Genomic DNA, 11,891 nt, shown 5'->3' on the forward strand with positions numbered 1-11,891 from the left:
CCAGAAAAAACCGCTTTTCTGCGCGATCAGCCTGCGGACGTTTACTTTCGGTTGACTGTTCTGCGCTGTTTAGCAAGACAGCAGTTCGAGATCAGCGTGTGAGTCACCTCAACCCGGCGCCGAACCACGGCGCCACCATCTTCCAGGAGAGCCAAAGACATGAAGAAGACTTTAGCTGCCCTTGTCGCCGTTACCACGATTGCCGGTTCGCTGGCCGTTGCTCCGGCTGCCAAGGCTGGTGACGGCGGCGCCGTCGCGGCCGGCGTTGCCGGCGGCCTGATCGGCGGCGCCCTGCTGGGCGGCGCTATCGCAGGCGCTCGCCCCGCCCCGGTCTATGTCGCACCGGCGCCGGTTTACGTCGAAGAGGCCCCGTGCCGCATGGTTCGTGAGCGCTTCTGGGACGGCTACGGCTGGCGCTTCCGTCGCATCCAGGTTTGCGACTGATCGACCGACACGTTTTCAGCATCACATTCGAAAACCCGGCCTCGCGGCCGGGTTTTTGCTTTTACGCCAACAGGCGGCCTTGCGAGCCAGCCCGATCAGCGCTGCCCGTTCATCGCGCGCAGCACCGCCTCGCTCGGCCAGCAATCAACCTTCAGCCCGGCCTGCTTCTGATAGGCGCCGAGCGCCGCGCGGGTCTGCATCCCGGCCTTGCCGTCGAGCTTGTCCTTGTAGAGACCGATCTTCGTCAGCTGCTGCTGCATCGCCTCGACATCGGCGGAGCGCAGCTGCTTCGACGCCGACCATGGCGTCGCGAATGGCTGCGGGCTCGTCATGCGGTCGGCGAGGTGGCCGACGAACAGCACGTAGAGATCGGAGAAATTGTATTCCTTGATCACGAAGTAGTTCGGCGTGGTCAGGAAGGCCGGACCGTAGCTGCCTTCCGGCAGCAGCAGCGACGCCGATTGCGCCTGCTCGGCGGCGCTGAGCTTCTGCCCGCGCACCGGCACGAAGCCGGCGCGCAGCCACTGGCTGATCGGCTTCGTCACTTCAGGCACGCCCATCGTGCAGTCGGCATTGGCCGGCGCCTGCACCTCATAGGCCCAGCGCACGCCGGGCTGCCAACCCTTGTTGACCAGCTGCTGCGCGGCGGAGGCGAGCGCGTCCGGCACCGAATGCCAGATGTCGACGCGGCCGTCGCCGTCGAGATCGACGCCGTGCTTGTAATATTCCGACGGCAGAAACTGGGTGTAGCCGGTCGCTCCCGCCCACGATGAGCGCATCTCCTTGCGCGTCACCGCGCCCTCGCCGAGGATCTTCAGCGCCAGGATGAACTCGGTGCGGTACTGATCCTTGCGACGGCCGACATAGGCCTGCGTCGCCACCACGCGCAGCGTGTCGTAGGGCAGCGAATAGCGCCCGTAATCGGTCTCGCGGCCCCAGATCGCCAGCACGACGGTGGCCGGGACGCCGAACCGCTTCTCGATCGCATCAAGCGAGGAGCGATACTTCTGCAACAGCCGCTGCCCCTCAGCGGCGAGCCGCGCGATCGAGGCTTCCCTGATGTAATCGGCCGGCACCTGCACGAACTCGGCCTGCGCCGGTGCGCCGGTCTTCGGACGTCCGGGCAGGATCAGGTCGGGCAGCTTGTAGTCGGGCTCGATCGAGCGCGTCTCGCGATCGAAGGTTTCGCGCGACACGCCGGCGGCCTTGGCCTCCGGCCACAGCGAGGCGATGAATTGGGTGAACGCGGCATCGGCGGCGCGCGCGGGTGAGACGACGGATGCAAGCAGGAGCCCGAGGGCAAGCGCGCGGAGGAATGTCAAATCCAACAACCTGTTCACGCAGCGGTCCAATGGGCGCGGCATCAGGCCAACGCCCGCGATATCAGTGTCGTGAGCCTTACCACGACACCGGATTGCTGTGAACCTTGGCGGCCGCGCTCAATGCGCGGCCTGCTTGGCGCCCTCGATCGAGTCGTTCGACAGCTTGTCGACGATGGCGATGCCGATGGCCGACAGGATGAAGACGCAGTGGATGATGGTCTGCCACATCACGCCGGTCTCAGTGTAGTTGCCCTTGCCTGACGACAGCGCGCCGGCCTCGATGAAGGTGCGCAGCAAATGGATCGAGGAGATGCCGATGATGGCCATCGCCAGCTTGATCTTCAGCACGCTGGCATTGACGTGGCTCAGCCATTCCGGCTCGTCCGGATGGCCCTGCAGATTGAGGCGCGAGACGAAGGTCTCGTAGCCGCCAACGATCACCATCACCAACAGGTTCGAGATCATGACGACGTCGATCAGGCCGAGAACGGCCAGCATGATCTGCTGCTCGCTGAAATCGAAGGCATGGGCGAACAGGTGCCATAGTTCCTTGAGGAACAGCACGACATAGACGCCCTGGGCGATGATCAGGCCGACATAGAGTGGCAATTGCAGCCAGCGCGATCCGAAGATCAGCATGGGAACGGGACGCAGCGACCGGCCCTTCGCGGGGGCGCGCGCCTCAGAAAGTGCGGACATGGTGGAGTGCTCGCAGGATTGAAAATTGCGGAGCGCTCTATCTACGCAATCCCGCGCGCTTGAAAAGCGACAACTGGCCGCACATTGCGCCGCGATGCCGTCACGATCCTGCCAACGAAGAACGGTCGAGCGCGGCGAGATGCCGCGTTCGACCGTTCATACTGGTCAGCGCGTCAGCTTCTTGTACTTCACGCGATGCGGAATGATGCTGTCCTGGCCGAGCCGGCGCATCTTGTCCTTTTCGTAATCCTGGAAGTTGCCCTCGAACCATTCGACATGGCTGTCGCCCTCGAAGGCCAGGATGTGGGTCGCGATGCGGTCGAGGAACCAGCGGTCATGGCTGATAATGACGGCGCAACCGGCGAAATCCTCGAGCGCCTCTTCCAGCGCGCGCAGCGTGTCGACGTCGAGGTCGTTGGTCGGTTCGTCGAGCAGCAGCACGTTGGCGCCCGACTTCAGCATCTTGGCGAGATGCACGCGATTGCGCTCACCGCCTGACAACGCGCCGACCTTCTTCTGCTGGTCAGCGCCCTTGAAGTTGAACGCCGAGCAGTAGCCGCGCGAATTGACTTCCTTCTTTCCGAGCAGGATCAGCTCGTTGCCCCCGGAGATCTCCTCCCACACCGTCTTGTTGCCCTCGAGCGCGTCGCGCGACTGGTCGACATAGCCGAGATGCACGGTCTCGCCGACCGTGATGGTGCCCTTGTCCGGCGTCTCCTGCTCGGTGATCATCTTGAACAGCGTGGTCTTGCCGGCGCCGTTGGCACCGATCACGCCGACGATGCCGCCGGGCGGCAGCTTGAAGGTGAGATCGTCGATCAGCAGGCGATCGCCAAATCCCTTGCTGAGACCTTCGAAGTCGACGACGTTGGCGCCGAGCCGCTCGGCGACCGGAATGATGATCTGCGCTGTCTGGGTCTGCTTCTCGCTCGCCTTCTTGAGCAGATCCTCATAGCGCTGGTAGCGCGCCTTCGACTTGGCCTGGCGCGCCTTCGGCGAGGACGCCACCCATTCCTGCTCGCGGGCCAGCGTCTTCTGGTGCGCGGCGTCCTCGCGGCCTTCCTGCTCGAGTCGCTTCTGCTTCTGCACCAGCCAGGACGAGTAATTGCCCTCGTACGGGATGCCGCGGCCGCGGTCGAGTTCGAGGATCCAGCCCGTGACGTTGTCGAGGAAGTAGCGGTCGTGGGTCACGATCAGGATCGCGCCGGGATAGTTGCGCAGATGGCCTTCCAGCCACGACACCGATTCGGCGTCGAGATGGTTGGTCGGCTCGTCCAGCAGCAGCAATTCCGGCTGGTCGAGCAGTAGGCGGCACAGCGCCACGCGGCGGCGTTCACCGCCGGACAGTTTTGTGACATCGGCATCGTCGGGCGGGCAGCGCAGCGCGTCCATCGCCTGGTCGACCTTGCTGTCGAGATCCCACAGGCCCTGGGCCTCGATCTCGTCCTGCAGCTTGGTCATCTCGTCGGCGGTCTCGTCCGAATAGTTGACCGCAAGCTCGTTGTAGCGGTCGAGGATCGCCTTCTGCTTGGCGACGCCCTGCATGACGTTCTCACGAACGTTGAGTGCCGGATCGAGGTGCGGCTCCTGCTCGAGATAGCCGACGCGGGCGCCCTCGGCGACCCAGGCCTCGCCGTTATACTCCTTGTCGAGGCCGGCCATGATCTTGAGCAGCGTCGACTTGCCCGAGCCGTTGACGCCGAGCACGCCGATCTTGGCGTCCGGGTAGAAGCTCAGATGGATGTTATCGAGCACCTTGCGGGTCGGGTACGCCTTGGTCAGACCCTGCATGAAATAGATGAACTGGCGAGCCATCCGCTGTCCCTGGAATTGATCCGATTTGTGGAAATTTTGCTGCCGCCGATGTAACGGCCGGCCCCCGAAAGCGCAACCGCGGGACCTCTGTTTTCCGTCCGTTCACCACGTTTCGCGGCTTCACCACGGATGATTACGGGTTCGACGTCATGTGTGCGCCGAATCACGACAATTGAAACCATCTTTTAATAAATCAGGCCAAAACTCGTTCTCAACGTCGAAAAACGGCGATTTTCGCGGCAGAACCGCGGCCAAAACAGTTGAGGCCACGTCATGGCTACCATCATTTCAGCACCCCTTCCGCGCCCGACGACCAAAGGCGAGGCGACGCTGTTCGCCGAATTCCGCGCCTTTTGGCGCGCCTTCGTCGCCAAGGCTTTCAATCCCTACCGGCCGGAACTGCACTATATGCGCGGCCCGGGTCCGGCCTGCCGTGCCAAGCAGATGGCGCTGTCGCCGGCGGTCCGCTCGATGCTCGCCGATATCCGCGCCACGAAGAAGCCGTCGCCGCGCGTGTGACAATCGCCGCTTTTTGAAACCGCGGCCGCTTGCGCGCCTGCCGATTGCGCGCGACCATGACGGGTATCCCGACGGTTGATCTCCCGCCGTCGTCCTCACCCTGAATGGACCTCCCCGATGACGCGGCTCCGCTGTGCAATCCTCGACGACTATTTTGACATCGCGCTTTCGGTGGCCGACTGGCCGAAGGTCAAGGACCGGGTCGACGTCACCGTGTTCGACAAGCCGTTCGCGAGCGAGGCGGAAGCGGCGACGAAGCTGAAGGATTTCGAGATCATCTGCGCGATGCGCGAGCGCACCCCGTTCCCGAAGAGCCTGCTCGACGCGCTGCCCAGGCTGCAGCTCCTGATCACGTCAGGCATGCGCAACGCGGCGATCGACATGGAGGCCGCCAAGAACCGCAAGGTGGTGTTGTGCGGCACCCAATATAGCCGCGATCCCACCGCGCCGCTGACCATGGGCCTGATCCTGGAACTGACGCGCGGCATCGGCCGCGAGAATGCGCGCATGCACGCCGGCGAGGCCTGGCAGACCTTTGCCGGTACCGAGATCGAGGGCAAGACGCTCGGCATCATCGGCCTCGGCAAGCTCGGCAGCAAGGTCGCCGGCATGGCCAAGGTGTTCGGCATGAACGTCATCGCCTGGAGTCCCAATCTGACGCCCGAGAAGTGCAAGGGGGCCGGCGTCGGCTATGCCAGCAAGGACGAGCTGTTCGCGACATCAGACATCATCACCATCCATGTCGTGCTGAGCCCGCGCTCGCGCGGACTGGTCGGCGCCGCCGATCTCGCCCGCATGAAGCCATCGGCCTATCTCGTCAACACCGCGCGCGGGCCGATCGTCGATGAGGACGCCCTGTTCGCGGCGCTGCGCGACAAGACGATCGCCGGCGCCGGCATCGACGTGTTCTCGGTCGAGCCGCTGCCGTCGGATCACCCGCTGCGCAAGCTCGACAACGTCGTGATCACGCCGCATCTCGGCTACGCGACGCGCGAGAGCCTGCAGGCGCATTATCAGCAGATGGTCGAGTGCATCGATGCCTTCACCAAGGGCAACGAGCCGCCGCGGCGCCTGGCCTGACAGCGGCATTCACTGCGGCTAGCCGAGCCAGCGGAACGCGCGTTCGAGCTCGGCGCGGCCGTCCCGGTCGTACCAGCGCCCGTGGGCGAGAATGATCCGCTCCGGATCCCATTCGATCATGCGGTCGACGGCGGCCTTCATCGCGTCCCTGTCCTGCAGGAAGGTCGAGCGCAGATCGGTTGGCGTGCTGCCGTCGGGATCGCGCACGCCGCCGAGCCAGATCAGGAACCGCATCAACGGCGAGCGGACTCGTCCGGCCTCAAAATTCTCGATCAGGTCCGTCAGCAGCAATGTCCGCGACGGCAGATGGAAGAACACGACCTCCGTCATGTAGCTGCCTGCCACCGGCAGCGTCGCGATCCACTCATCCCAGGGATAGCCGGATGATCGTTCCAGTGGCTCGCCTTCGAAGGTCAGCCGATTGTCCGCCTGTTGCTTGATCCCGGGCGCAAGGAAGATGCGCGCGTCGGGATAGGCAGCATTCCATTGCGGAATCCACCAGTAATGCAGACGGTTCGGACCGATGATCCAGCGCGGTACGCCCAGCTCAACGATTGCGGCCTTGAGCTCGGCCAGCAATGGTGTCGGCGAGTGAATGAACAGCCGCCCACCCGGCAGACGAACTATCGTCGCGCGCGTTGGAAACGGCATCTTGAACCAGCGCGGACCGAACCGGATGATCGGACCATCGATCATCCATACGTCATCGGCGACAGGCTTTGGCGCATTCAGCGGCGGATAGGTCTCGCAGACGTCCTGCATCGCATTGCTTCCCAAGCTGCAACGTCGAAATGCGCGGCTTGTTGCAACAAAAAAAGGCGCGCTGTTCGCGCGCCTTTTTCAATGATGAACTTGCCGGTTGGCCTAGCGCACCGTCACCGGTGCGGGCAGCGGCTGCACCGTGGTCGGCTGCGTGCCGGGCAGCGGCGCGGCCGCCTGAGCCTGGGCCGCAGAGGGAGCCATCGGGTTCGCGGGCGCGGCAGAAGCCGTCGCCGTTCCCGGCGGCGGACCACCGGGCAGCACAACCACGCGGGTGCCGACCTTGGCACGCTCGAACAGGTCGGAGACGTCCTCGTTCAGCATGCCGATGCAGCCCGACGAGACGAACTTGCCGATGGTCGACGGCTGGTTGGTGCCGTGAATACGGTACACGGTCGAGCCGAGATACATCGCGCGGGCGCCGAGCGGGTTGCCGGGTCCGCCGGCCATGAAGCGCGGCAGATAGGGCTGACGCTCGATCATCTCGGTCGGCGGATGCCAATCCGGCCACTCGGCCTTACGGGTGATCTTCTGCACGCCGGTCCAGGTGAAGCCGTCGCGGCCGACACGGACGCCGTAACGGATCGCCCGGCCGTTGCCCAGGATGTAATAGAGGTAGGTGTTCGACGTATCGACAACGATCGTGCCTGCCGGCTCCTTGGTCGCGAACGACACTTCCTGGCGACGCAGTTTCGGCGGCAGTTGCGCCGGGGCGTCTTCTGGCTGCTCGTCCGGCGGCAGCGCCGCGATCTGCACCGGCTTGCCGTTGGCATCAACCGGCGCCTGCTGCTGCGGCACGGCTCCGGTAACGCCCTCGGGCGGACGCATGCCGCCGCGGTCGTCGCCGTAGGAAACACCGGCGGCCGGAACGCCATTGTCGCGATTGGCTTGTTGCGCACCCACACGATCGCCGTAGATCACCGGCGGCGGCCCCATCGGACGGCCATAGCGGGGATCATCGGGCGACATCACTGGCCCAGTCGGCGCGCCACGGTCGGAATAGACCGGAGGAGCATTCATCGGGCGGCCATAGCGCGGATCGTCCGGCGACATCACCGGACCGGTCGGCGCGCCACGATCGGAATAGGCGGGCGCATTCGCCGGACGGCCATAGCGCGGGTCGTTCGGCGACAGCACCGGGCCGGGCGGCGGCAATGCAGCCGAATCCTGCCCGTCATCGTCATTGAGTGCGTCGAAATCCGGTATGCTGCCTTGGGGGTAGGGCTGGGGCGCCGTCGAATAGGCGGTGCCTTGGGGCGCCGGATAACCCTGCTGCGCATGCGCAAGCGAGGTTCCTGCCACGCCGAGAGCCGCGGCAGCGCAAATCGTCAGAATGCGGTTGATCATCATTGCTCTGTTATAGTCCCCAAGCCACACCGGACTGTTAACGGCCCAATGCAGGAAGATAGCGGCGCATTCAAGACAAATCCGCGAAACCCGGGCTATTCCGGGCCTTTTGTGATTTCGCGTCAACGCTGCGGCAAAGATGTCTCACGGGTCGGGAATGTTTGTCCACGTGGCCAAAGTCATCAATCACCCGCATTTTGTAACAAACAGTCCCGGGACGTTGCGATATCTTCGAATCGGCCTGATTCGCGCTCGCGACGCCGGCTTTCTTGTGTGGTCACCGCGTTCCCTCGACATCGAAGACCCTCCCGCAGAAGGGGGAACCCGCGCCCATGCTCCCCGGCCTTCGTTTTCTGTTCGCCGCGGTCGTGCTGGCGACTTCGCTTCTGGTGTTCGGGTTAGGGGCAGCCGCGCTGTTCCGCGCGGCGCATGAAGAGTTCGCCAGCATTCCGGCCCGCCGGGCGCCGCCGCCCGAGCCGCAATTCGCGCAGCAGCCCGAGACCCCGCCGGTGCTTGCCATGGTGCGGGTCGATCCGCCCGCCGCCGACAAGGTGACGACCGATACGCCGGCAGCCCCGTCCGAGCCGGCCGCTCCCGCTGAGATCGCCGCCCCTGCAGCCGAGCCGGAGAAGGTCGCCGCCGTGACGGCGGATGATCCGGTCCCACCCGCTCCGCCGAAGCCGGAGGCCCAAGCCACGGGGACCCCGGCGCCGGCCCAATCCGCCGACACTGCGGCTCAGACTCCGACCGCAGATCCCTCGGCGGCATCGGAGCCGACGCCCGCTGCCGCCGAAGCCGCACCGGCAGCTACGGAGGCCAAGGTCGCCGCCGTCGCCGATCCGCCTGCCCCCAGCGAGCCCGCGCTTCCGCCGCCGGCACCCGCAATGGCAGCGCCGGAGCCCGCCCCGCCGCCATCACCCGAGGCGATCGCGGCCGCGACCAAGATCGCAACGCTGGGTGGGCCCGAAGTTGTTGTCGAAGTGCCGGTAGCGCCGAAGGCCGCTGAGGCGAAGAAGCCGGAGCGCAGCGCGGTCAGCAAGCCGGCACATCGCAAGGAGCGGCGGCGGATTGTCCGCGCGCCGCCGGTTCGGCAGGTCGTTCAGCAGCAGCAGCTCGATCCGTTCGGCCAGCCGACCCTGGTGCCGCTCACCCGGCGCTAGCAAGCAGGAACGACCTGTCAGGCCGGCCCCGTTGCGATCGGCGGGCCGCTCGCCTGCCCCCATTCCGACCACGAGCCGTCATAGAGCGCGCTCTCGGTGACGCCGAGCCGGTAGAGCGCAAGCGTCAGCACGCCGGCCGAGACGCCGGACCCGCAGCTCGTGACGATGGGCGCATCGAGCTTCACGCCGGCGCCCACGAACGACTTGCGCAGGTCATCGAGCGGCTTCATCTCGCCGGTCGCGGCATCGAACAATTGGTTGTAGGGCACGTTGCGGGCGCCTGGGATGTGGCCGGCGCGGATGCCCGGACGCGGCTCCGGCGCGCGGCCTTCGAAGCGGTCGGCGGCGCGCGCATCGATCACCTGCTCGGCACGGCTTTCGACATTGGCGATCATCTGCTCGATGCTGCGCACGCGCTGCGGATCGTAGCTCGCCTTGAAGGTCGCAGGCTTCGGCTTCACCTCGCCGCTCTCGACCGCCCTGCCCTCGGCGCGCCACTTCTTCAAACCGCCGTTGAGAATGCGCACGTTGCGATGGCCATAGGACAGGAACATCCACCAGGCGCGCGGTGCCGCGACCCAGCCGCCGGAATCGTAGATCACCACGGTGTCGGCATTGCCGATGCCAAGCGCACCGATGTCGCGGCCGAACTGCTCGGCGCTCGGAAACATGTGCGGCAGCGGATTGGCATGGTCGGACACCGCGTCGACATCGAAGAACACAGCACCCGGCAGATGCGCGGCGAGATAATCGTCCTTCGGCAATGGCAGCACGCCGGGCAGCTTGAAGGTCGCGTCGAGCACCTTGACGTTGGCATCGCCGAGATGCGCAGCCAGCCATTCGGTCGAAACGAGCGGATCGTCGGTCATCGTCATCTTGCGTGTTTCTCCATCGTCATTGCCGGACTTGATCCGGCAATCCATCTTGCCTTGAAGCGATGGACACGCGGGTCAAGCCCGCGTGTGACATCCTGCCTAGCCCTTCTTCTTCGGCTCCCACGCCTCGATCGGCCCGCCGGCCTCGCGCCAGGCGGCATAGCCGCCGCCCATATGCGCGACCGGCTTCAGGCCCATGTCCTTTGCGGTCTTGGCGGCGAGCGCCGAGCGCAGGCCGCCGGCGCAGTGGAAGATGAACTTCTTGTCTTCCTGGAAGATCGGCTTGGCATAGGGGCTGTTCGGATCGATCCAGAACTCCAGCATGCCGCGGGTGCAGGAGAACGCGCCGGGGATCTTGCCGTCGCGCTCGATCTCGCGGGGATCGCGGATGTCGACGATGACGACGTCGTTCTTGCCGATCAGCGTGATCGCGTCGGCCGCGCTGATGGTCTCGATCTCGGCATTGGCCTCGTCGATCATCACCTTGATGCCGCGGTGGATGTTCTGGGGCATGGGGCTCTCCCTGGCTTTTCTTGATCGTCATTCTGGGGCGATGCGGCAGCATCGAACCCGGAATGACGATCGAATTTCATCAACTCGAGATTCCGGATCGATCCCATGGACCGTCCGGAATGACGGGATTGGTTACCGCACCAACTCCCGCATCGCGTTCTCCAGACCTTCGATCGTGATCGGATACATGCGTTCGGAGAACAGGCGGCGGATGATGGTGGTCGATTCCGAATAGTCCCAGTGCTTCTGCGCCACCGGATTGAGCCACACCGCGTGCGGATAGGTGCGGATGATTCGATCGAGCCAGACCGAGCCGGCCTCTTCATTGACATGCTCGACCGAGCCGCCGGGAACCATGATCTCGTAAGGCGACATCGAGGCGTCGCCCACGAACACCACCTTGTAGTCGTGCGGATATTTGTGCAGCACGTCCCAGGTCGGCGTGCGATCGGTGAAGCGCCGCTTGTTCTGCTTCCAGACGCCTTCATAGAGGCAGTTGTGGAAGTAGAAATACTCCATGTGCTTGAATTCGCTCTTGGCGGCCGAGAACAGTTCCTCGACCTGCTCGATATGCGAATCCATCGAGCCGCCGATATCGAAGAACACCAGCACCTTGACCGCGTTGCGCCGCTCGGGGCGCATGTGCACGTCGAGATAGCCGTGGTTGGCGGTCTCCTTGATCGTGGTGTCGAGGTCGAGCTCGTCTGGCGCGCCGGTGCGCGCGAACTTGCGCAGCCGCCGCAGCGCCACCTTGATGTTGCGGATGCCGAGCTCGACATTGCCGTCGAGATCCTTGAACTCGCGCTTGTCCCACACCTTCACGGCGCGGTTGTTGCGGTTCTTCTCCTGCCCGATCCGCACGCCCTCGGGATTATAGCCATGGGCGCCGAACGGCGAGGTGCCGGCGGTGCCGATCCACTTGCTGCCGCCCTGGTGGCGGCCCTTCTGTTCCTCGAGCCGCTTCTTCAGGGTCTCCATGAGCTTGTCCCAGCCCATGGCCTCGATCTGCTTCTTCTCTTCCTCGGTGAGATATTTCTCGGCGAGCTTCTTCAGCCACTCCTCGGGGATCTCCGCCTTGCCCATGGCGTCGAGCAGGCTCTCGAGCCCCTTGAACACGGTGCCGAACACGCGGTCGAACTTGTCGAGATTGCGTTCGTCCTTCACCAGCGCGGCGCGCGACAAATAGTAGAAGTTCTCGACCGTCTGCTCGGCGAGATCGGCGTCAAGCGCTTCCATCAAGGTCAGATATTCCCGTAGCGTCACGGGGACCTGGGCGTCGCGCAGCGATGTGAAAAACTGCAGGAACATACCCACCTAGATCGCCCGCTGGGCCGGTGGCGTCAAGGGCCCCCGGCCGT

At 64.8% G+C, this 11,891-nt stretch carries 12 protein-coding genes; 4 read left to right on the top strand and 8 right to left on the bottom strand.

Going from position 1 to position 11,891, the window contains the following annotated elements; all coding sequences use genetic code 11:
- The first annotated feature begins 159 nt into the window (after positions 1–159).
- Positions 160–444, top strand: coding sequence for a hypothetical protein (locus Q2M23_RS12245; protein ID WP_016843728.1), 285 nt, complete (start codon positions 160–162; stop codon positions 442–444).
- Between the two features lie 95 nt (positions 445–539).
- Here Q2M23_RS12245 and Q2M23_RS12250 read toward each other — a convergent pair whose 3' ends face one another.
- From Q2M23_RS12250 to ettA, 3 genes are all read right to left on the bottom strand, one after another.
- The gene (locus Q2M23_RS12250; protein ID WP_410469719.1) at positions 540–1,784 is read right to left on the bottom strand and encodes a lytic murein transglycosylase; all 1,245 of its coding nucleotides are present in this window, start codon (positions 1,782–1,784) and stop codon (positions 540–542) included.
- A 99-nt stretch (positions 1,785–1,883) separates the two neighbouring features.
- Positions 1,884–2,465: a TIGR00645 family protein gene (locus Q2M23_RS12255; protein ID WP_057019130.1), complete on the bottom strand. Its 582-nt coding sequence runs from the start codon at positions 2,463–2,465 to the stop codon at positions 1,884–1,886.
- 165 nt (positions 2,466–2,630) lie between these two features.
- Positions 2,631–4,280 carry an energy-dependent translational throttle protein EttA gene (gene ettA, locus Q2M23_RS12260; protein ID WP_057019129.1) on the bottom strand — a complete coding sequence of 550 codons (1,650 nt, stop codon included), beginning with the start codon at positions 4,278–4,280 and terminating at the stop codon, positions 2,631–2,633.
- A 273-nt stretch (positions 4,281–4,553) separates the two neighbouring features.
- On the opposite strand from ettA, the gene Q2M23_RS12265 reads away from it, so the two are divergent.
- Together Q2M23_RS12265 and Q2M23_RS12270 are read left to right on the top strand one after the other, a co-directional pair.
- Entirely contained in the window at positions 4,554–4,799 is a 246-nt protein-coding gene (locus Q2M23_RS12265; RefSeq protein WP_057019128.1) for a hypothetical protein, read from the top strand.
- Positions 4,800–4,916: 117 nt separating this feature from the next.
- Positions 4,917–5,879 carry a D-2-hydroxyacid dehydrogenase family protein gene (locus tag Q2M23_RS12270; protein WP_316395743.1) on the top strand — a complete coding sequence of 321 codons (963 nt, stop codon included), beginning with the start codon at positions 4,917–4,919 and terminating at the stop codon, positions 5,877–5,879.
- Positions 5,880–5,897: 18 nt separating this feature from the next.
- Here the strand turns inward: Q2M23_RS12270 and Q2M23_RS12275 are convergent, their stop codons facing one another.
- Both Q2M23_RS12275 and Q2M23_RS12280 read right to left on the bottom strand, forming a co-directional pair.
- Entirely contained in the window at positions 5,898–6,641 is a 744-nt protein-coding gene (locus Q2M23_RS12275; RefSeq protein ID WP_229193191.1) for a DUF4336 domain-containing protein, read from the bottom strand.
- 102 nt (positions 6,642–6,743) lie between these two features.
- Complete coding sequence (locus Q2M23_RS12280; protein WP_316395745.1) at positions 6,744–7,988, bottom strand: L,D-transpeptidase; 1,245 nt, start codon at positions 7,986–7,988, stop codon at positions 6,744–6,746.
- Between the two features lie 329 nt (positions 7,989–8,317).
- Between Q2M23_RS12280 and Q2M23_RS12285 the strand changes: the two genes are divergently transcribed.
- Positions 8,318–9,145, top strand: coding sequence for a hypothetical protein (locus Q2M23_RS12285; RefSeq protein ID WP_316395746.1), 828 nt, complete (start codon positions 8,318–8,320; stop codon positions 9,143–9,145).
- 17 nt (positions 9,146–9,162) lie between these two features.
- On the opposite strand, the gene sseA is transcribed toward Q2M23_RS12285, so the two are convergent.
- From sseA to Q2M23_RS12300, 3 genes are all read right to left on the bottom strand, one after another.
- On the bottom strand, positions 9,163–10,020 hold the full coding sequence (gene sseA / locus Q2M23_RS12290) for a 3-mercaptopyruvate sulfurtransferase (protein WP_253625586.1): 858 nt from the start codon (positions 10,018–10,020) through the stop codon (positions 9,163–9,165).
- Positions 10,021–10,119: 99 nt separating this feature from the next.
- Complete coding sequence (locus tag Q2M23_RS12295; protein WP_316395747.1) at positions 10,120–10,533, bottom strand: rhodanese-like domain-containing protein; 414 nt, start codon at positions 10,531–10,533, stop codon at positions 10,120–10,122.
- A gap of 132 nt (positions 10,534–10,665) precedes the next feature.
- The gene (locus tag Q2M23_RS12300; protein ID WP_016847779.1) at positions 10,666–11,841 is read right to left on the bottom strand and encodes a vWA domain-containing protein; all 1,176 of its coding nucleotides are present in this window, start codon (positions 11,839–11,841) and stop codon (positions 10,666–10,668) included.
- Positions 11,842–11,891: the final 50 nt, after the last annotated feature.

The organism is Bradyrhizobium sp. 33ap4, assembly GCF_032654765.1.
Lineage (GTDB): Bacteria > Pseudomonadota > Alphaproteobacteria > Rhizobiales > Xanthobacteraceae > Bradyrhizobium > Bradyrhizobium australafricanum.

Coding starts and splice junctions, on each gene's coding strand:
- Q2M23_RS12295 (WP_316395747.1), bottom strand. CDS start 10,533: ATGCCCCAGAACATCCACCGCGGCATCAAGGTGATGATCGACGAGGCC.
- ettA (WP_057019129.1), bottom strand. CDS start 4,280: ATGGCTCGCCAGTTCATCTATTTCATGCAGGGTCTGACCAAGGCGTAC.
- Q2M23_RS12275 (WP_229193191.1), bottom strand. CDS start 6,641: ATGCAGGACGTCTGCGAGACCTATCCGCCGCTGAATGCGCCAAAGCCT.
- Q2M23_RS12280 (WP_316395745.1), bottom strand. CDS start 7,988: ATGATGATCAACCGCATTCTGACGATTTGCGCTGCCGCGGCTCTCGGC.
- Q2M23_RS12300 (WP_016847779.1), bottom strand. CDS start 11,841: ATGTTCCTGCAGTTTTTCACATCGCTGCGCGACGCCCAGGTCCCCGTG.
- Q2M23_RS12245 (WP_016843728.1), top strand. CDS start 160: ATGAAGAAGACTTTAGCTGCCCTTGTCGCCGTTACCACGATTGCCGGT.
- sseA (WP_253625586.1), bottom strand. CDS start 10,020: ATGACGATGACCGACGATCCGCTCGTTTCGACCGAATGGCTGGCTGCG.
- Q2M23_RS12270 (WP_316395743.1), top strand. CDS start 4,917: ATGACGCGGCTCCGCTGTGCAATCCTCGACGACTATTTTGACATCGCG.
- Q2M23_RS12255 (WP_057019130.1), bottom strand. CDS start 2,465: ATGTCCGCACTTTCTGAGGCGCGCGCCCCCGCGAAGGGCCGGTCGCTG.
- Q2M23_RS12285 (WP_316395746.1), top strand. CDS start 8,318: ATGCTCCCCGGCCTTCGTTTTCTGTTCGCCGCGGTCGTGCTGGCGACT.
- Q2M23_RS12265 (WP_057019128.1), top strand. CDS start 4,554: ATGGCTACCATCATTTCAGCACCCCTTCCGCGCCCGACGACCAAAGGC.